Source organism: Novosphingobium sp. THN1 (assembly GCF_003454795.1).
Classification (GTDB): Bacteria; Pseudomonadota; Alphaproteobacteria; order Sphingomonadales; family Sphingomonadaceae; genus Novosphingobium.
This window is the reverse complement of sequence record NZ_CP028348.1, coordinates 203,787-221,222: the sequence shown is the minus strand read 5'-3', so window position 1 is coordinate 221,222 and position 17,436 is coordinate 203,787. Positions and strand designations below refer to the sequence as shown.

At 64.1% G+C, this 17,436-nt stretch carries 19 protein-coding genes and 1 pseudogene; 9 read left to right on the top strand and 11 right to left on the bottom strand.

Annotation, left to right across the window (positions count from 1 at the left end; all coding sequences use genetic code 11):
- Positions 1 to 116: 116 nt before the first annotated feature.
- Positions 117 to 572, bottom strand: coding sequence for an Lrp/AsnC family transcriptional regulator (locus C7W88_RS18125; RefSeq protein WP_118074989.1), 456 nt, complete (start codon positions 570 to 572; stop codon positions 117 to 119).
- A 203-nt stretch (positions 573 to 775) separates the two neighbouring features.
- On the opposite strand from C7W88_RS18125, the gene C7W88_RS18120 reads away from it, so the two are divergent.
- From C7W88_RS18120 to C7W88_RS18110, 3 genes and pseudogenes are all read left to right on the top strand, one after another.
- Positions 776 to 2,008 (top strand): thiamine pyrophosphate-dependent enzyme, encoded by a 1,233-nt coding sequence (locus C7W88_RS18120; RefSeq protein WP_118074988.1) that lies wholly within the window; start codon positions 776 to 778, stop codon positions 2,006 to 2,008.
- A 22-nt stretch (positions 2,009 to 2,030) separates the two neighbouring features.
- Positions 2,031 to 3,037, top strand: a pseudogene (locus C7W88_RS18115) (alpha-ketoacid dehydrogenase subunit beta).
- Positions 3,038 to 3,039: 2 nt separating this feature from the next.
- Entirely contained in the window at positions 3,040 to 4,323 is a 1,284-nt protein-coding gene (locus C7W88_RS18110; protein ID WP_118074987.1) for a dihydrolipoamide acetyltransferase family protein, read from the top strand.
- On the opposite strand, the gene C7W88_RS18105 is transcribed toward C7W88_RS18110, so the two are convergent.
- The 3 genes from C7W88_RS18105 to C7W88_RS18095 all read right to left on the bottom strand — a co-directional run bounded on the left by C7W88_RS18105 (position 4,280) and on the right by C7W88_RS18095 (position 5,839).
- Positions 4,280 to 4,765 (bottom strand): MarR family winged helix-turn-helix transcriptional regulator, encoded by a 486-nt coding sequence (locus C7W88_RS18105; protein ID WP_162896230.1) that lies wholly within the window; start codon positions 4,763 to 4,765, stop codon positions 4,280 to 4,282. The genes C7W88_RS18110 and C7W88_RS18105 overlap by 44 nt on opposite strands.
- Before the next feature lie 262 nt (positions 4,766 to 5,027).
- The gene (locus tag C7W88_RS18100) at positions 5,028 to 5,360 is read right to left on the bottom strand and encodes a hypothetical protein (protein WP_118074985.1); all 333 of its coding nucleotides are present in this window, start codon (positions 5,358 to 5,360) and stop codon (positions 5,028 to 5,030) included.
- Positions 5,361 to 5,419: 59 nt separating this feature from the next.
- Entirely contained in the window at positions 5,420 to 5,839 is a 420-nt protein-coding gene (locus tag C7W88_RS18095; RefSeq protein ID WP_162896229.1) for a hypothetical protein, read from the bottom strand.
- A gap of 98 nt (positions 5,840 to 5,937) precedes the next feature.
- On the opposite strand from C7W88_RS18095, the gene C7W88_RS18090 reads away from it, so the two are divergent.
- The 3 genes from C7W88_RS18090 to C7W88_RS18080 are packed head-to-tail and all read left to right on the top strand — an operon-like array spanning position 5,938 to position 8,104.
- The gene (locus C7W88_RS18090; protein ID WP_158454025.1) at positions 5,938 to 6,342 is read left to right on the top strand and encodes a limonene-1,2-epoxide hydrolase family protein; all 405 of its coding nucleotides are present in this window, start codon (positions 5,938 to 5,940) and stop codon (positions 6,340 to 6,342) included.
- A gap of 3 nt (positions 6,343 to 6,345) precedes the next feature.
- Positions 6,346 to 7,113 (top strand): SDR family oxidoreductase, encoded by a 768-nt coding sequence (locus C7W88_RS18085; protein ID WP_118074982.1) that lies wholly within the window; start codon positions 6,346 to 6,348, stop codon positions 7,111 to 7,113.
- A 1-nt stretch (position 7,114) separates the two neighbouring features.
- Positions 7,115 to 8,104, top strand: coding sequence for an amidohydrolase family protein (locus tag C7W88_RS18080; RefSeq protein WP_118074981.1), 990 nt, complete (start codon positions 7,115 to 7,117; stop codon positions 8,102 to 8,104).
- Positions 8,105 to 8,123: 19 nt separating this feature from the next.
- Here the strand turns inward: C7W88_RS18080 and C7W88_RS18075 are convergent, their stop codons facing one another.
- The 7 genes from C7W88_RS18075 to C7W88_RS18050 are packed head-to-tail and all read right to left on the bottom strand — an operon-like array spanning position 8,124 to position 14,129.
- A complete protein-coding gene (locus C7W88_RS18075) occupies positions 8,124 to 8,876 on the bottom strand; it encodes an SDR family NAD(P)-dependent oxidoreductase (protein WP_118074980.1) in 753 nt (250 codons plus the stop codon).
- A gap of 55 nt (positions 8,877 to 8,931) precedes the next feature.
- Positions 8,932 to 9,684, bottom strand: a complete 753-nt coding sequence (locus tag C7W88_RS18070) for a ThuA domain-containing protein (protein ID WP_118074979.1) — start codon at positions 9,682 to 9,684, stop codon at positions 8,932 to 8,934.
- Entirely contained in the window at positions 9,677 to 10,429 is a 753-nt protein-coding gene (locus C7W88_RS18065) for an SDR family NAD(P)-dependent oxidoreductase (RefSeq protein ID WP_118074978.1), read from the bottom strand. The genes C7W88_RS18070 and C7W88_RS18065 overlap by 8 nt, the downstream gene beginning before the upstream one ends.
- Positions 10,426 to 10,563 (bottom strand): hypothetical protein, encoded by a 138-nt coding sequence (locus tag C7W88_RS22970; protein WP_162896228.1) that lies wholly within the window; start codon positions 10,561 to 10,563, stop codon positions 10,426 to 10,428. Before C7W88_RS22970 ends, C7W88_RS18065 begins: the two co-directional genes overlap by 4 nt.
- The gene (locus tag C7W88_RS18060; protein ID WP_118074977.1) at positions 10,554 to 11,636 is read right to left on the bottom strand and encodes a cytochrome P450; all 1,083 of its coding nucleotides are present in this window, start codon (positions 11,634 to 11,636) and stop codon (positions 10,554 to 10,556) included. Before C7W88_RS18060 ends, C7W88_RS22970 begins: the two co-directional genes overlap by 10 nt.
- Complete coding sequence (locus C7W88_RS18055; RefSeq protein ID WP_162896227.1) at positions 11,636 to 12,856, bottom strand: cytochrome P450; 1,221 nt, start codon at positions 12,854 to 12,856, stop codon at positions 11,636 to 11,638. Before C7W88_RS18055 ends, C7W88_RS18060 begins: the two co-directional genes overlap by 1 nt.
- A complete protein-coding gene (locus C7W88_RS18050; protein WP_118074975.1) occupies positions 12,777 to 14,129 on the bottom strand; it encodes an amidohydrolase family protein in 1,353 nt (450 codons plus the stop codon). The genes C7W88_RS18055 and C7W88_RS18050 overlap by 80 nt, the downstream gene beginning before the upstream one ends.
- 245 nt (positions 14,130 to 14,374) lie before the next feature.
- Here C7W88_RS18050 and C7W88_RS18045 point away from each other — a divergent pair, with 245 nt between their 5' ends.
- The 3 genes from C7W88_RS18045 to C7W88_RS18035 are packed head-to-tail and all read left to right on the top strand — an operon-like array spanning position 14,375 to position 17,406.
- Entirely contained in the window at positions 14,375 to 15,487 is a 1,113-nt protein-coding gene (locus C7W88_RS18045) for a 12-oxophytodienoate reductase (RefSeq protein ID WP_118074974.1), read from the top strand.
- 36 nt (positions 15,488 to 15,523) lie between these two features.
- Positions 15,524 to 16,177 carry a hypothetical protein gene (locus C7W88_RS18040; RefSeq protein ID WP_118074973.1) on the top strand — a complete coding sequence of 218 codons (654 nt, stop codon included), beginning with the start codon at positions 15,524 to 15,526 and terminating at the stop codon, positions 16,175 to 16,177.
- Positions 16,177 to 17,406 carry an MFS transporter gene (locus C7W88_RS18035; protein WP_168905733.1) on the top strand — a complete coding sequence of 410 codons (1,230 nt, stop codon included), beginning with the start codon at positions 16,177 to 16,179 and terminating at the stop codon, positions 17,404 to 17,406. Before C7W88_RS18040 ends, C7W88_RS18035 begins: the two co-directional genes overlap by 1 nt.
- Positions 17,407 to 17,436: the final 30 nt, after the last annotated feature.

The window sequence follows — 17,436 nt, the reverse complement described above, 5'->3', positions numbered from 1 at the left end:
TGCGTTGGCGAACGATCAATCCCGCTGGAGTGTAGTTCCAGATTATATCGAAATCAATCTATATATATCGATATTGATTTTTTGGAGTGAGGTAGGGCCGGGAGGCATGGGACGCGTCAATCCATCGGAACGCCCCGGTCGAGTTTGATCGTCTTGAGTGCAAAGCTGGAATTGATCGCGGAAACGGCTGGAAAGCGCAGGAGGGTCGTGCGGGCAAACTGTTCGTAGTCTGAAACCGACCGCGCAAGAATGCGCATGATGAAATCGCTCTGCCCGCTCATCGCGAAACATTCCACGATCTGGGGGTGGCGGCTGACAAGGTCCTCGAACTGCCCGAGCGTTTCGTCATCGTGGCGATTGAGCTTCAACTCGACATAGACGCTGATCGGATAACCGAGCCTGGCGGGATCGAGCAACAGTACCCGCCCCAGAATTATGCCTTCCGCCTCCAGCTTGCGCAGCCGCCGCCAGCACGGTGTCTGCGAGAGGCCGACCCGTTCGGCCAATGCGTGAATGGCAAGTTCGGGGTCCGCCTGCAGTTCGGCTAGGATCTTCCGGTCAATCTGATCCATGTGATTCGTCCCCTGAAGGCTGAAATTGAGAATAATCTTCTAATGTAATTTATTTCAATAGAATGATCATTCAAAATTGGAGCCTGGTAGCACGAGCTTTGGAAGGACATTCCCGCTTCGGAAGCATACCCTTGGTCCAATACCGAACCACGCTGAAGGCAGAGCCGCTCTGCCGATGCTGGTGATGGCGCTGAGGAAGCAGGATGTCAGGTATCGGCCTTCATGTACCGGAACCCGGTGCCCGTCCGGGCGACGAACCCGATTTCTCCCACATCGTGGTGCAGCCGGCAGGAAGCGTGGACTGCCCGCCCCATGACGCGGACGAGCATGAACTGCGCCACCTCGCGTTCGATCTGATCCGGGTGCTGGATGATGATGACCATGCCAGGGGCGGCTGGAATCCCCGGCTTGATCCGGACGTTCTGCGCGCCGGTCTGGAAGCCATGCTGCTTACCCGCGCGTTCGACGATCGCCTTTTCCGGCTTCACCGTCAGGGCAAGACCAGCTTCTACATGAAGTCCACCGGCGAGGAGGCCTGCGCCGTCGCCCCATCGCTGGCCTTGCGCCGCGACGACATGGCCTTCCCGACCTATCGCGTGGCAGGCTGGCTTCATGCGCGGGGCTATCCGCTGGAGCGAATGGTCAATCAGATCTTCTCCAATGCAGAAGATCCCTTGCGGGGTCGCCAGTTGCCGATCCTCTATTCGGCGCGCGACTATGGCTTCTATTCGCTCTCCGGCAATGTCGGCAGCCGGTTCGGCCATGCGGTGGGCTGGGCCATGGCCGCCGCCTACAGCGGGCGCGACCAGATCGCGCTCGGCTATATCGGCGAAGGCACCACCGCCGAGGGCGATTTTCACGAGGCACTGACATTCGCCAGCGTCTACCGCGCGCCTGCCATCCTCTGCGTGACCAACAACCAGTGGGCGATTTCCTCGTTCTCGGGCATCGCCAACGGCACCGCCCAGAGCTTTGCCGCCAAGGCCATCGGCTATGGCCTGCCGGGACTGAGGGTGGACGGCAACGATTTCCTGGCCGTCTGGTCCGTGATCGACTGGGCCGCCAGGCGCGCACGGGCGGGGCTGGGTGCCACGCTGATCGAATTCTTCACCTATCGGGCGGCGGGCCATTCGACCAGCGATGACCCAACGCGCTATCGCCCTGCCAGCGAGGCCGCCCACTGGCCCCTGGGCGACCCGGTGGAGCGGCTGTCAGGCCATTTGACCGCAATCGGAGAATGGGACGAAGCGCGCGAGGAAACTCTGAAGGCCGAACTGGCCGCGCGCGTGGCGGCGGCCGTCGCCGTGGCGGAAAAGGTCGGCACGCTGGGCAAGTCCAAGCCCCCGCTGCGCGAAATGTTCCTCGGCGTGTTCAAGGAGCCGGACTGGCGCCTGACCGAACAGATGCGCGAACTGGGGCTCGAAGAGCATGACTGATCGGCCTGCGGCAACCTCCAGCATGTCGATGATCCAGGCGCTGAACGACGCCATGGACGTGATGATGGCCCGCGATCCGCGCGTGCTGGTATTCGGAGAGGATGTCGGCTTCTTCGGCGGCGTGTTTCGCGTTACCGACGGGCTTCAGGCGCGCCATGGCAGGCACCGCTGCTTCGATACGCCCATCGCCGAAGGCGGCATCGTGGCCACCGCCATCGGCATGGCGGCCTATGGCCTGCGCCCCGTGCCCGAGATCCAGTTCGCAGACTACATCCTGCCCGCCTACGACCAGTTGGTCTCCGAAGCGGCGCGGCTGCGCTACCGATCGGGGGGGAATTCGAGGCGGCGATCACGGTCCGCTCGCCTTATGGCGGCGGCATCTTCGGCGGGCAGACCCACAGCCAGAGCCCCGAGGCGATCTTTGCGCACATCACCGGCCTCAAGACCGTGATCCCTTCCAATCCGCACGATGCCAAGGGCCTGCTGATCGCGGCTGTCGAGGACGACGATCCGGTGATCTTCCTCGAACCCAAGCGGCTCTACAACGGGCCGTTCGATGGTCATGGCGATGGCCCGCTCAAGACCTGGGCCGGACACACCCGTGCCGAAGTTCCGAGCGGCTATTACACGGTGCCTCTGGGCAAGGCCGATGTCGTGCGCCCGGGTGGGGATCTCACAATCCTCGCCTATGGCACGATGGTCCATGTCGCGCTCGCAGCCGTCGAAGCCAGCGGCTGCGATGGTGAAGTGATCGATCTGCGCTCGATCGTTCCGCTCGATATCGACAGCATCTCCGCCTCGGTCGAGCGGACGGGCCGGTGCCTGATCGTGCACGAGGCATCCCGCTTCTCCGGCTTCGGCGCGGAACTGGCCGCGCTCGTCCAGGAGCGCTGCTTCTATTCGCTGGAAAGGCCGGTGATGCGCGTGTGCGGCTGGGATACGCCTTACCCCCACGCCTTCGAATGGGACTATTTCCCCAGCCCGCAACGGGTTGGCACCGCCATCACGCGCCTGCTCGCAAGGGACTGATCATGGCCGATTTCACGTTCCACCTTCCCGATATCGGCGAAGGCATCGCCGAGGCGGAGATCGTCGGCTGGCACGTTGCCGTGGGCGACAGTATCGTTGCCGACCAACGCCTTGCCGATGTGATGACCGACAAGGCCACTGTCGAGATGGAAAGCCCGGTCAGCGGACGGGTCAAGGCGCTGGGCGGAGAGGTTGGCGATGTCATCGCGATCGGCAGCGTGCTGGCGGTCATCGTCACCGAAGAGGATGTCGCGCCGGAACATGGCGCGGCAGCCCCTGCCTCAACGCCGCCATCAGTTGCGCCGCCCCCGCCACCTCCGGCCGCGCCTGAGCCGGTCCAGCCTGCCACGCCCGCCATCGCAGCCACACCGGCAACCTCGGCCCCGGCATCCTTGGCGCCAGTGACAACGGGGCCGCGCACGCTTGCCAGCCCGGCGGTGCGCCAGCGCGCGCAGGATCTCGGCATCGACCTTGCCTGTCTGCTGCCAACCGCCGACGGTCGGATCCGCCATGGCGATCTTGACACCTTCCTCGCCTATCGCGGCGGCGAAGGATATCGCCCGGCGGGTGTCGCGCGCGCCGACGACGCTGTCCGTGTCGTCGGTCTGCGGCGGCGGATCGCGGAAAACATGGCCGCATCCAAGCGCGCGATCCCGCACTTCACCTATGTGGAAGAGATCGATGTCACCGAGCTTGAGGCCATGCGCGCTGCGCTCAACGGCGAACGGGGAGCGCGTGCCAAGCTGACGATGCTGCCTTTCCTGATCATCGCGGCATGCCGGGCCATCCCGGATTTTCCGATGATCAATGCCCGCTTCGATGATGAGGCAGGCGTGGTTACCCGCTTCGGCGCGGTCCATATGGGCATCGCTGTGCAGACATCCGGCGGGCTGATGGTTCCGGTGCTTCGCGATGCCCAGGACCGCAATCTTTGGCAACTGGCCGCCGCCATCGTCACGCTGGCCGAAGGCGCACGGTCAGGATCGCTTGCATCAGGCCAGCTCAGCGGTTCGACACTGACGCTGACCTCGCTCGGAACGCTGGGCGGGATCGCAGCAACGCCGGTGATCAACCGGCCCGAAGTGGCGATCATCTGTCCGAACCGCATTGTCGAACGGCCTGCCTTTGTTACCGATGCGCTCGGTCAGCGACAGATCGCCGAGCGCAAGCTGATGAATTTCTCGATCAGTTGCGATCACCGGGTCGTAGACGGCCATGACGCGGCCAGCTTCGTCCAGAAAATCAAGCTTCTGCTTGAACGGCCCGCGGTTCTGCTGGCGGGCTAGGGGAGGGAGCCTGCATACCGACCTTCCTGTTCCTGCGCCTTGAACTGGATGCGGCAAGGCGTGAATCATACATCGCCTCAAGCGCTGCGTCCGCCCGCTTGAGCGCCGCCCGGACAGCCGCCAACTCCTTTTGCCCGATTGCCGAAACCAGTTCGTCCACCACGTCACGGCTGAGTTCGTTGGCACGTCCTGCCACCTCCACGCCTTCCGCCGTCAAGCGGGCGATGACGATCCGGGAATCCTCGCTGCCGACTTCACGCTTCAGATAACCAAGGCCTTCGAGGCGTTTCAACTGGTGGGAAATGGTCGATTGAGGAAGAGCCATGACTTTGACGATCTCTCCGGCCGTCAGTTCCCCCCGTTCGGCCAGCAGTACGATCATCCGCGAGGTGACCAGATCGAGTCCGGCTTCCTGAAACCACGGATTGGAAATGCGGGCCATGTGCGCACCGATCCGATGGACCAGAAACGAAATGCGATCGGCCAGCGGCGGCAAGGGATCGCGATTGCGTCTCGGCTCCGGGTCCTTCTTGCGGTTTGGCATACAATCTTCAACTTTCGCATCGCCTTCCGGCGCGGGCAGTGCCGGGCCGGGCTAAGCAGGGTAGCGTAGGGTAGCGCGTTCCCGGGAGCAAGGGCGGGCTTAGATCGCAGGCCGGGATCAAGGTCCTGGCCGGGTAGCGAGTCACCGGCGCCCGGCATCATCATTCCGCCTGCAGGCTGACGGTGCCAAGGCCCTCCACCAGCAGTTCATATCGCCGCCCCGGCTTCAGGGGAACGGCAGGCCCCATCGCGCCGCACAGGACGATATCGCCCGGCTGCAGCGCGATGCCCAGTTCGCCGGATCGGCGCAGCAGCCAGCGCCACGCATTCAGGATCGAACCCAGGCAATCGCGCGGCGATCCGGCTGCAACCAGTTGTCCATCTTCCAGCAACTCGCTGCGCGCATCGACCAGATCGACTTGCGTTGCCTGCACCCGGTCGGCCCCCGGCATGACGCGCGCGCAGCAGGCGTTGTCGGCAGTGGCGTGCGTCACGTTCCCTGGCCATCCCACTATGCGGGAATCAGCGATTTCGAAGGCCGGACGAATGCTGGTTAGCGCGGCCAGAAGGATATCGTCACTGGCATTCCATTCCGGTGCATGGCCGATTTCCAGCAGGATCTCACCCTCGATCCGGGGGGCGATGAACGTGCCCGTTGCCACGGCAGCTCCGGGGGAAGTACGGTATCGGCAAAGATCGTCCCGATCATTGGCTCCTGCGCGCCGAACAGGCGCATGGCGCCGGGAGATGTCAGGCCGATCTTGTGGCCGCATGGCATCCGGCCCGCAGTAATCGCCTGTGCATGCAGTTCTCGCTGGATGGCCAGCGCGTCGGCAATGTCCAGGTCTTTGCCGAACACGTCCTGCGGAACGGCACGGCCTTCCCGCTGCGCCTGCAGCAGAATGGAGGCCAGGCTTTCATGATCTGTCATCACCTGCATTGCACGATCTCTATGGCAGGGCGTCGGCGCCAAGGGAGGAAATGCGTCCAGAAATATATTAATTTCGATACTTCACAACTGCGGTGCGCCGTGTCAAGGGAAGCGGCCAGAAGAGAAGGGGAGAAGTCGACTTGGCTGACGACACGGACATGTCTCCGCTTGAATGCGTCCTGTCGTTCTGCAGCGCCTGGACCGGCCCGGATCTTGATCGGGTGATTGCGCACCTTGCGCCCGATATCACCTATCACAACATTCCGATGGAGCCACTGTCCGGCCTGGCCGCAGTCGAACGCTATCTGCGCGGCGTCGGGCCCTTGACCGATTCCGCTTGGGAAGTGCGCCATGCTGCAGCGAACGGCGATCATGTGCTGACAGAGCGGATTGACCGCATGACCATCGGCGGCGCACGGGTTGAACTGCCGCTTATGGGTGTGTTCCGCGTGCGCGACAATCTGATCTGCGAATGGCGCGATTACTTCGATCTGGCCAGCTATCGCGCGCAGATGGCGGCTCTCGGCACTCCGAAAGGGCATTGAAGCATGGATCTGGGGCTGAAGGACAGGACCGTTCTGGTCTGCGCGGGAAGCCAGGGGATAGGCCTTGCCACGGCGCGCGGATTTCATCACGAAGGCGCGCGCGTGGCCATTTGCGCGCGCGATCCGGATCAGCTTGCCCTGGCGGCAGCGCAGATGCCCGGCTGCCTGGCGCTTGTCGCAGACCTTGCCGATCCCGCGCAGATCACCGGGCTTGCCGATACGGTCGCGGCGCAGTTCGGGCCGGTCGATGTGCTGGTGAACAATGCCGGTGGCCCGCCGCCGGGGCTGTTCGATACGCTGGACGATGCGCGGTGGGAGGCGGCCACCAACCTCACGCTGATGTCCGCCGTGCGGATGACCCGCGCGGTACTCCCTGCGATGCGGGCGCGGCGCTGGGGGCGGATCGTCAACATATCGTCGTTCGGGGTCAAGCAGCCGGTCCCCAATCTCACGCTGTCGAACAGCCTGCGCATGGCGGTGCTGGGCTGGGCGAAGACATTGTCGCAGCAGGTCGCTGCGGACAATGTGCTGGTCAACACGGTTTGCCCTGGGTGGACACGCACCGGACGGGTCGAGAAGCTGCTGGGGCCGGGCGACGCTGATGGCCCCAGCGCGGCAGAGGCCGCAATCCTTGCCGATATCCCGCTAGGCCGGTTCGCCGAAGCCGAAGAGATCGCCAGTCTCGCTGTTTTCCTTGGCTCGGAAGTTGCAAGCTACATGACCGGAACCGCGATCGCGGTCGATGGCGGCGTCGCGAAGGGATATGCCTGAAATGAGCCTTGCAAGCGCCCGCGTGATCGACATCCACGCCCACGCGGTGATCGAGGAGACCTTTGGCAGCGCCGGTCACTTCGGTCCCGAACTGACCGAAGAGGATGGCGTGCCGGTGTTCCGCATCGGTGACTACAGGTTGCGCGGCGTGCGCTATCGCGGCAGCGCCTTCATGGACCCGGATGTGCGGGTCGCGGCGATGGATCGCATCGGGATCGACTGGCAGTTGCTCTCGCCCAATCCGCTGACCTACTTCCACTACATTCCGGCAGCGGAAGCGATTGCCTTCTGCCGCAGGCACAATGATGCACTCGCAGCGCAGGTTGCCCGCTATCCCGACCGTCTCGGCGCGTCGGCGGCCCTGCCGATGCAGGATGTCGATGCGGCGATTGCCGAGTTGCGCCGCGCGGTAAGCGAACTGGGCTTTCGCGCCGCCTACATCGGCACGGACATGCCGCAGAGCCTGTGCGATCCGGTGATGGACCGGTTCTACGAGGCGGTCGTCGCCCTCGACGTGCCGCTGTTCATCCACCCGGCCTCTGCCGGGATCGATGGCCCGGCCGGCCCTGCGGCATTCGGCAGGTTCGAACTGGACATCACCGTCGGGTTTGCGATGCAGGAAACGACCGCGCTTGCCACGCTCCTGTTCGGCGGCGTGCTCGATCGCCATCCCGTGCTCGATATCTGCATCAGCCACGGCGGCGGGGCACTGGCGCTGGTGTGGGGGCGCCTGCGCCATGCTGCGCACAAGCGCCAGTGGGTGCCGGAAAGCCTGCGTGACGAAGGCCGCTTCGAAGCAGCCCTCCAGCGCATCTGGTATGATGTGCACATGCACGATGACCTCTCGCTCGATCTCCTGATTCAGCGGGTTGGCCGCGATCGGCTGGTCTATGGCACCAATTTCGCCGGCTGGGACGCGCCGCAGCACGCCGATACGCATGGCATGGAGCAGTTGCTGGCCGACAACGCGAGGCGCCTGCTGCGCGCCTGAGCCTTGCCGGAAGTCCGGGTCAGCCTTTCGAAACGCCGAGCCCGAGGCCGCCATCAACGTCGAGGATCGCGCCGGTAACCCACCCGGCGCACAGCAGATACTCGGCTGCCTCGGCAACATCGACACCTTCGCCCAGCCGGTCGAGCGCCTGAAGCGCCGGCAGTTCGCGATAGCGGCTGGCCGCTTCCTCCTCGGTCAGCAGACCCGCCCGCACGTTGATCTCGGTCAGCACGCTGCCTGGCACGATGCAGTTCACCCGCACTCCCTTGCTGCCCACTTCGGCGGCAAGAACCTGGGTCAGACCCTGCACGGCGGCTTTGGTCGCGGCATAGGGCGATGCACCCGGAAAGGCGCGGCGGGTATGGCTGGAGCCGAAAAAGAGGATTGATCCCTTGCTAGCCTCCAGATGCGGCATCGCCAGCGACGAGAGCATCATCGCGCCGATGACGTTTGTCTGGAACACGGCTGTCAGCCGTTGCTCGACCATCTCCGCAAGCGCCGTTCGATACATGTTGCCCGCATTGTTCACGAGCGCATCAAGCCCTCCGCCGTGTGCAACCGCACCTGCGATCATGGCCTCCCGGTCTGCCGCATCGGCAACATCGCCAACCACGCCCGCACAGCCGATCTCGTCACACAGCGCGGCGATCTTGTTGGCCCGCCGACCGCTCACGGTGACCTTTGCACCGCGAAGCGTGAACAGGCGTGCCATGGCAGCCCCCAGTCCCGAACCTCCACCGGTGACGAGAATGCTTTTTCCTGCGAGTGTCATATGGCTTCTCTCCCGTTGGATCTGCAATTGCGGCGATCGGCCCGCCTGGCGGGGATCATTGCCCGGACAGCCAGGCCAGCATCGCCTTGAGGATGGTGACATGTCCCGGAGCGGTCAGCGAACGGGCATCATGCCCAAGCGCGTCGACCACGATCCGGCCCGCTCCCTGTCGCCGACGCCAGATCACGGGCTGAGGCTCCTGACCGGCTTCGGCCAGCGCAACGATCTCGCAGTCTGTGGCCGGATCGAGGTTGTGGTAAGCCTCGTCGATAACATCGAACTGCGCCATATCCGGCCCGGCGGCGTCAGGTCCAGCGGCGTCAGGTCCTGCGGCCAGGGCGAGGACGACTCTCACCGTAAATTTCCCCAGCGGTGGGTGGTGCGAGTGGTCCCATGTCCAGCCTCCGCCAAGCAAGGTGCGCCAGCCGGGCTGGTTGTCCCAGCATATGACGGCCGTATGCATCGCCAGAAGCCCACCGCCATCGTCAACATGGCCGGAGATTGCGGCGAACTCGTCGTCGCTCAACGCGCCGCCCCACGTGGGGCGGTCTGCCGCGAAGCGATCAGCCTGGGTCATCGACCAGCGCAGCGCGTTGACGGCCAGAATATCCTGCCCCCGCCGCAACTTTGCCAGGGCCTCTGACAGATCGGCGCAGATTGCCACTTCGAGCCCCACCCGGCGCGCGATGGCCAGCAGGGCCGCTGTCGATTCCACGAAGGGATGCTTGTAACCGCCACTGTAGATGACCAGCCGCAGCCGGCCGACGCCTGCTTCGGCCCCGTTTGCCACAATTTCGCTGTCAGCCATTGGTGCGGGGCAGGTTCTTCAGCACGGCATGGGTTACGCCGCCATCCACGACCAGATCGTGACCGTTGATATAGCCGCCTTCGGCACTGTCGAGAAAACAGACGGCATTGGCGATGTCTTCCGGCAGCCCCAGACGGCCCAGCGGCACACCGGCTGAGCGCACTGCGCGCACCGCCGGGTCGGCATAGATCGGAGTCGACATGCCGCCGTCGATGAAGCCCGGCGCGATGCTGTTGAACCGCAGGCCCTGTGGTCCATATTCCATCGCGAACTGTCGCATCAATTGCAGCACCGCGCTCTTGGTTGCCGGATAGGCACCCGATCCGGGACCGGGACCATAGGCATTGATCGATGTCAGCGATACGACATGGCCCGAACCGCGCGGCAGCATGCGCCGCACGGCTTCGCTGGTCACGGCAAAAACGCCCATCAGGTTGACTTCGACAACGCGCCGGAAATCCGCGATCGCGATATCGGCCAAGGGGCCGAAGCGCACGATGCCGGCATTGTTGACGACGAGGTCCGGCGCGGCTCCCAGCGCATCGAACAGTGATGTGACGGCATCGCCATCGGACACGTCGCAATGATGGGCTGTCACATGCTGCGAAGCAGCAGACGGACCGAAATCGTGCACGGCCTGCGCATTGGCATCGGCCACGGCAACCCTGTACCCCTTGCCGAGCAGCGCATTGGCGATTGCTGCGCCGATTCCGGCCGCCCCGCCGGTTACCAGTGCGAACTTCATTTCGTGCCTTTCACGGTAAAGCGAACGGGAAACCGGCCCCAGTTCTGTCTGAGCGTGGCCGTGTCCCGCTCCGGCGGGTCGCTTTCGATCGTGCGTGCGCCGTGGCGCAGCAATTCGATCACGATCAGCGCCACGATGCCCAGTTGCGCCTGCGCGGGATCGGAGCCAGGCTTGGCAACCACCCCCCATCCAGTTCGCGGCCAAGGCAGGTATGCAGGCCTATGCCGAAGGCCAGGCCAGAGCGCAGCACGGTTGCAGGCAATTCGCGGTCCGGGTCGAACAGATCGGCGGTTTCGCCGAAGATCGACCGGTCGCGATTGGCAAGGAACAGGTCCAGTTCGATCCGTTCACGCTGCGCTACCTCGCCTGCTCCGGGAACATGCATGGGGCAGGTGGCCGTGCGCCATGCTTCCGGGCTGGCGGGATGAAGCCGCAGCGATTCATGCACGCAGCGCTGCACGAAAATCGGATCTTCCAGCCTGGCCCAGCGTGCCGCGTCATCGCGCGCCCATTCAAGGATTTCCCACAGGGCGTGGACCACCGAGTTGGCGGTCGAATGGGCGCCCGCCTGCATGTAGAAGGCGATCTCGCGCAGCAATTGCTCTTCGCCAAGGTTCAGTTCGTCATTCCCGGCCACCAGCGTCATCAGCACGTCGCGCGGCAGATCGGCGTCGGTGATCCTGTCGGCCCTGCGCTCCTCCAGCAGTGCGCGCCGCCGTCCGAGCGAAGGCAGAAAATAGCTCTCGCGGAAATCGGCTAGCACGGCCAGCACTTCGGCGTTCAGTTCGGCGTGATCGCGGGTGCTGTGCACCATGGTCGCGCCTTCGCTGAGCTTCTTGGTGATCGCGATCAGATGCTCGCTTTCCTCCGCCGTTCGCGCCGGACGATCGATCCCGGCGAAGTCGGACGTGAGGTTTACCGTCAAGCGGTAGCCAAGCTTGAGCAGGTCGCCGCCGCCAGCCTCTACGAAAGGCGCGATCGTTTCCGCCAGAGTGCGCGGGAAAACCTCCTTTTCGTAGTAGTTGAAGAAGTTGCGCCGGAAAACGCGCACTTCGACAGTTCGCCGGGCGTTGTGCTCCTCGCCATGCAAGGTCAGCAGCACTTCATCCATGACGACCTTTCCGGCGTCATAGAGGGCCTGCTTGAGATCGCGATTCCGCAGTGCGGCCTCACATTCCCGGAACGCGGTTATGCGGTGACCGTCCATCAGATTATCGCCCGCGTCTTGTCGAAAAGGACAGGGTAGGTCGCCCACGAAATGCGGGTGATGCCACCGTCGAGTTCCGCAGGCGAATCCGGATCGGCCCTTACGCCGCTTTGCAGCAAGGCGCGCACGATCAGCGGCACCGTACCGAACTGGTGGTCGTCCGGGTCGGTGCCCGGTCTCGGTTCGACCCCGATCGCGAGGTTGCGGCCAAGGCAGGCATGCGCGCCGACCCCCATCGAGATGCCGTGCGCAAAGGCCGAGCCATTGATGACGCGGTGCGGATTGAATTGGTCCGCATCCACGCCAAAGATTTCAGTTTCCCGGTTGGCCGAGCGCAGATTGACGACGATAGTGTCTCCTGCCTGCGCCTCTTCGCCACTGGCCAGTGTGAACGGGCAGGTGGTGCGGCGCTTGGCGACCGGGCTCGATGGATGCAGCCTCAGGCTTTCGAACACGCATTGCTGCACGAAGAAGGGATCGTCGCGCAGGCGCGCGACATCTTCAGGATGGGCTGCGATCCATTGCAGAATTTCGTGAATGGCATGGGTCAGCGAATGAATCGTCGTGTGGGCACCGGCCATGGTGAAGAAGATGCCTTCCTGCAGAAACTCGTGCTCGGTCATGCCCAGCGTGCTTTCCCCCGAGACCAGCGCCATGAGAACATCGCGCGGGAGCGCATCGGCAGGCAGTTCCCTGGCATCCACTCTTGCCTTGAGGGCACGCCTGCGCTCCAGCGAGGGATAGAGGAACCGCTGGTTGAACTGCGCCATTGCAGCCTCGATCCGCGCGCGCTTGGCCGGGCGATCCTCTGGCGGAGACTGGCCCAGCGCCGGCGCAAGGCTGAACTCCTTGAGCAAGCGTAGGAGTTCGGCGGTTTCCTCGGGCGAGCGTTCAGTGCGGTCGATCCCGGTGAAATCGACCGTCAGGTTCATCATGATTCGATAGCCGATATCGACCAGATCACCGCGCCCTGCCGCCAGGAAGGGAGACAGGGTCTCCTCGAGCGTAATCGGCAGCACGTTGCGCTCGTATTCAACGAAGATGTTCTTGCGGAACACCGTCGCCTCCACATTGCGCCGCACGCGATGCTCGGTGCCATGGAGATTGACGAGACTGCGGTCCATCATCAGCGCGGCTTCGTCATAAAGCGCCTGGCGCAGGTCGTTCTGGCGCAAGGTGCGCGAGCAGGCCTCGAATGTGGAGATAACATGTTCGGTCATTGCTTGGGGCTCCACAGGCCGGCGGCCAGCCGGGTCGCAGGTCGGGTCGAATAGTTGGAAACCCGCCACGATGGCGGATCGCGGCGGGGGCAAGCGGGGTTTCGACATCGATCGACCTGCCGCCCTGGAAGACGTGGCGAATGGCCCCTTCGCGCCCGAGCAGCGTGACATCGGATGCCACGTCGCCTTCGACCACGATGATGTCGGCGTCCTTGCCCGGCTCAAGGCTGCCGGTGCAGTCATCGAGTTTGAGCGCGCGCGCGCCTTCGAGCGTTGCGCAGGACAGGGCCTGAAGCGGGGTCAGGCCCAGGTTTTCAACGAGGATCTGCAACTCGCGCCAGTGCCATTCGCCATAGGGCGTGATCGAGAAACCGCTCTCGGTGCCGCAGACGATCGGCACGCCGCCATCATAGGCATGGCGCAACTGCCTGCTGCTTGCCTCGATCTCCCTCGCAAACAGGTCCTGTAGGTAGGGGCTGGCGCCGATCCGCGCGCCATGATCGGCCAGCACGGCCTGAAACGTCAGCGTGGGCACGATCGGCACGCGCGCATCGCATACGGCCCGCAGCGCGGCATCGTCCATGTAGGTTGCGTGCAGGATCATGTCGAAGCCGGCGATGGCGGCATCATGCGTGCTGGCAGCGTTGCGGCAATGGCCCACAATGGGCAGGCCCACTTCGTGCGCGGTGTCGGCTGCCAGCTTCAGTTCGTCCAGTGTCCAGACCTGGATCTCGCCCTCCTGCCGCTGCCGCGGGATCAAGCCGGTGACGTGAATCTTGATCCAGTCCGCCCCGCGTTTGGCCTGCCGCCGGATTTCGGTGACAATCTCGTCGCGCGTCCGCGTCACCTTCAGGTAGCCGATGCTGCCTTCATCGGGCACGAGCAGCCCGGCGGTGCCGCCAACCGAGGTGAACAGGGCATTCCCGCCGCAGCGCATGCGCGGCCCTTCGGTAACGCCGCACTCGATGGCATCGCGCAGATCGAGCGAAACGTCGAAAATCGTGTCCGCATCGAACATGGTCGTGACGCCCGCGCGCAGGACCTTGCGCGCATTGTAGGCGGCAATGATCGCGGCCAGACCTTCGCGGCGATGGAAGAACAGTTCATCGTTGCTGAACGGCTCATCGAAGCTGATATGGCAATGCGCATCGACCAGGCCCGGCATGACGGTCGCACCGCGCGCATCGATGCGTGCAACGGGCTGCCCTTCGCACAGGCGAAGAGCCTCCTCTCCTGTCGCGATGATCTTCGTGTCGAACAGGATCGGTGCCATGCCTGCCGCACTGCCCGTTCCATCAAAGACCTGTCCGTTCTCTATTAGCGTCCGATTCGTTTTCTGCACCGTGTCTGTGCCTCTCCCTGCTCCCGGCAGGTTGTTTATATCGATATCGATAGAAATGCAACATCGATCCGGGGGCGCTGAAATGCGGCGTTTGATACCGTCAAGCCTCGGCTGAATTGCAAATGATCGCGCAAGGGCATTGTATGTAAATCGATATCGATATAATTCGTAGCGCCATGCAAGCGAGCAGACTCCTTTCGCCCATCGATCTGAACCGGCGCAGCCTGTCCAATCGCATCGCCATGGCACCGATGACGCGGGAAAAGGCCGTCGCGGGCCTGCCCTGCGCAGCCACCCTGCCATACTATGCGAGGCGCGCCGCCGGTGGAGTGGGCCTGATTATCACCGAAGGTGTTGCGGTCGATGTTCCCGGCAGCTTCGGATCGACCGTGCCACGTTTTTATGGAGAAGGCGTCGTGCCGGCATGGCGCCCCATCGTTGATGCTGTACATGAACATGGCACCGCCATCCTGGCGCAGCTCTGGCATGTCGGGGCATTCTGCCCCAGCCTGATCGGCATGACCGCATCCCTGCCCGAACAGGTCGAGCGGGTTAGCCCCTCCGGCCTTGCGGCGCCGGAAATGCCCTTTGGCCGCGAAATGACAATGGCGGATATCGACGCGACGATCGCCGCCTTCGTTTCGGCGGCGCAGACGGCTGATGCTGCGGGCTTCGATGGCGTCGAAATTCACGCCGCCCATGGCTATCTGGTCGACCAGTTCTTCTGGGAAGGCACGAACAAGCGTTCGGATCGATATGGCGGCTCGCCCGAGGCGCGGCTGACATTTGCCATCGAACTCATCCGCGCAATACGCGCCGCCACGCCACCCGGCTTCATCATTTCCCTGCGGATTTCGCAATGGAAGCAGCTCGATTACGGTGCGCGCATGGTCACGTCGCCCGCCATGCTCGCCCGGATGGTCGAACCGCTCGCGCTTGCAGGAACCGATGTCTATCACTGTTCAACCCGCCGCTTCTGGGAACCCGAATTCGAAGGTGATCGACGCAGCCTTTCCGGCTGGGTCAGGGCGCTGTCGGGCAAACCGACGATCGCGGTCGGTTCGGTCACTCTCGATACGGACTTCAAGGAACCGGACGGCAAAGTCCGCGCCAACCTCTCGCTGGATCACATCGCCCTGCTGGAACAGGGCCTGGAGGCCGGCGACTGGGATCTGGTGGCGATTGGCCGGGGCCTGATCGCCAATCCCGACTGGGTGGACCTGGTCCGCGCCGGACGCGCCGAAGAGTTGCGCAAGTTCAGCAAGGACATGCTGGACGAGCTTGTCTGACCGGTTCCAATCCCTCGATTTCTGGCGGGGCCTGACATGAAGATCATTGCACTTGTCCGCTTTGCCGATGGCGCCCCGGTCGATTGGGCCGGGCTGGCTGCGGCGACCACGGGCGGCGGGCAGCCGCCGCGGCTGTTGCGCGTGATCGAATCGCCCGTGGGCAGCGCCTACCGGCCACCGTCCGATCCCGACCCGATGAGCAACAGCGCTCTTTACGATGCCGCGGCGATCTGGGACGATGCCGCGGGCGTTCCCGATTTCACTGCGGTTTCCGGCGCAGACTGCCTGCATGCCTGGCAGGTGGAGCCGACCGAGCGGTTCCGCCGCGCGCGTCAGGGGGAGGAGGACGAGGCGATCACATTGCTGGGACGCCTGATGTTCCATGCCGATCTGCCCGATCCGGCCGCGAAGCGGTGCTGGGCACACCACGCCGCCCTGGCCGAGAAAGTGCACGTCGGTGCCTCGCGCTATATCCAGAACTGGATCACCCGTGCGATCACGCCCGATTGTCCCCCGGCGCGCGGCCTGCCGGAACTGCGCTTTCCCGATCGCAAGGCCCTGATCGAAGGCTTTTTCGACAGCGATCGCGGGAGGGACGAGGTGGTGCATGACACATCTCATTTTGTCGCTTCGGGACCGCGCCTGTTCCTTGCTACACCGACATTGCGCGAATGGAGCGGCGAGGCGTGATGCGTGAAGGCACGGTCGGCGCGGAACTGCGCGCTGGCTGGCTTGTCCTTGTGGCCTGTGCGGTGGGAGTGGGCAGCAGCGCGGTGGCGCTGCCGTTCTATTCGATCGGACCACTGACGAAGCCGATCGAGACCGCCATGGGCTGGACCCGATCCGACATTCAGCTGGCCATCCTGTTCAGTTCCGGGATCGGAGCGCTGACATCGCCGGTCGTTGGCTGGCTCATCGGGCGCTTCGGTCCTCGCAGGGTTGCGATCCCTTCGCTGGTAGGGGTATCCACCGGGCTGACTATAGCCTCGATGGCGGACAGCCTGGGGCAATTCTGGGCAGGATATGCGCTGGCGGCCATTCTCGGAGCCGGTTCGAATCCGGTGTTGTGGTCGCGAGTCATCGCAGCCACGTTCGATCGCGCGCGCGGTGCGGCGCTGGGCCTTGCCCTGGTTGGAACGGCGCTTGTCGCGTTGTTGCTGCCAATCCTTATCGCCAACGCAGTCCCGGAACTGGGATGGGCCGGGGCGCTGCGCCTGGTAGCGGCCATTCCGGTGATCGTGGCCTTGCCCGTCGTCTGGCTGTTCCTGCCGCGCGGGCAGGCCGGACATTCATACCATCCCGCAAAGGAGCAATCCGGGTTTGACGTGCGCGAGGCGCTGACCGACCGGAGGTTCTGGTTTCTGACCGCTTCGATCCTGTGCGGCTATCTTGCCATTTCCGGGGTCAGCCCGAACCTGGTGCCCGCCCTGTCCGATCGCGGCTTCGATGCTGCCGATGCAGCCAGCATCGCCAGCTTCTTTGCCGTGGGGATGATTCCCGGCAGAATTGCGTCAGGCTTTCTGATGGACCGGTTCTGGGCTCCGATGGTGGCCTGTGGTGCCCTGATCTTGCCCGCGTTCGCCTGCCTCGTGCTCAATGGATCGGACAATCCGGCCATTCTGGCAGGGGCCTGCATGATGCTGGGCATCGCAGCGGGGGCCGAGCTCGATATTCTGGCCTTCCTGACCGTGCGCTACTTCGGGCTGCGCCGTTATCCGCAGATCTATTCGTTTAGTTATGCCGCGCTGGCGATCGGCAGTGCCACGGCACCGACGATGTTTTCCCGAATTTTCGAGCGGACCGCCAGCTATGAGGCAAGCTTCGGGATTGCCGCCGTGCTGTTCCTCGCCGGGGCCATGCTGGTTGTCCTGCTCGGCCCCTATCCCGATCACGGCCCTGACAGCCGCGCGGCAGCCTGATCTGCGAGGGCCAGCCAGGGCGGGGCAGAA

Coding starts and splice junctions, on each gene's coding strand:
- C7W88_RS18125 (WP_118074989.1), bottom strand. CDS start 572: ATGGATCAGATTGACCGGAAGATCCTAGCCGAACTGCAGGCGGACCCC.
- C7W88_RS18120 (WP_118074988.1), top strand. CDS start 776: ATGTCAGGTATCGGCCTTCATGTACCGGAACCCGGTGCCCGTCCGGGC.
- C7W88_RS18110 (WP_118074987.1), top strand. CDS start 3,040: ATGGCCGATTTCACGTTCCACCTTCCCGATATCGGCGAAGGCATCGCC.
- C7W88_RS18105 (WP_162896230.1), bottom strand. CDS start 4,765: ATGGCCCGCATTTCCAATCCGTGGTTTCAGGAAGCCGGACTCGATCTG.
- C7W88_RS18085 (WP_118074982.1), top strand. CDS start 6,346: ATGGATCTGGGGCTGAAGGACAGGACCGTTCTGGTCTGCGCGGGAAGC.
- C7W88_RS18080 (WP_118074981.1), top strand. CDS start 7,115: ATGAGCCTTGCAAGCGCCCGCGTGATCGACATCCACGCCCACGCGGTG.
- C7W88_RS18075 (WP_118074980.1), bottom strand. CDS start 8,876: ATGACACTCGCAGGAAAAAGCATTCTCGTCACCGGTGGAGGTTCGGGA.
- C7W88_RS18070 (WP_118074979.1), bottom strand. CDS start 9,684: ATGGCTGACAGCGAAATTGTGGCAAACGGGGCCGAAGCAGGCGTCGGC.
- C7W88_RS18065 (WP_118074978.1), bottom strand. CDS start 10,429: ATGAAGTTCGCACTGGTAACCGGCGGGGCGGCCGGAATCGGCGCAGCA.
- C7W88_RS18060 (WP_118074977.1), bottom strand. CDS start 11,636: ATGGACGGTCACCGCATAACCGCGTTCCGGGAATGTGAGGCCGCACTG.
- C7W88_RS18055 (WP_162896227.1), bottom strand. CDS start 12,856: ATGACCGAACATGTTATCTCCACATTCGAGGCCTGCTCGCGCACCTTG.
- C7W88_RS18050 (WP_118074975.1), bottom strand. CDS start 14,129: ATGGCACCGATCCTGTTCGACACGAAGATCATCGCGACAGGAGAGGAG.
- C7W88_RS18045 (WP_118074974.1), top strand. CDS start 14,375: ATGCAAGCGAGCAGACTCCTTTCGCCCATCGATCTGAACCGGCGCAGC.
- C7W88_RS18040 (WP_118074973.1), top strand. CDS start 15,524: ATGAAGATCATTGCACTTGTCCGCTTTGCCGATGGCGCCCCGGTCGAT.
- C7W88_RS18035 (WP_168905733.1), top strand. CDS start 16,177: ATGCGTGAAGGCACGGTCGGCGCGGAACTGCGCGCTGGCTGGCTTGTC.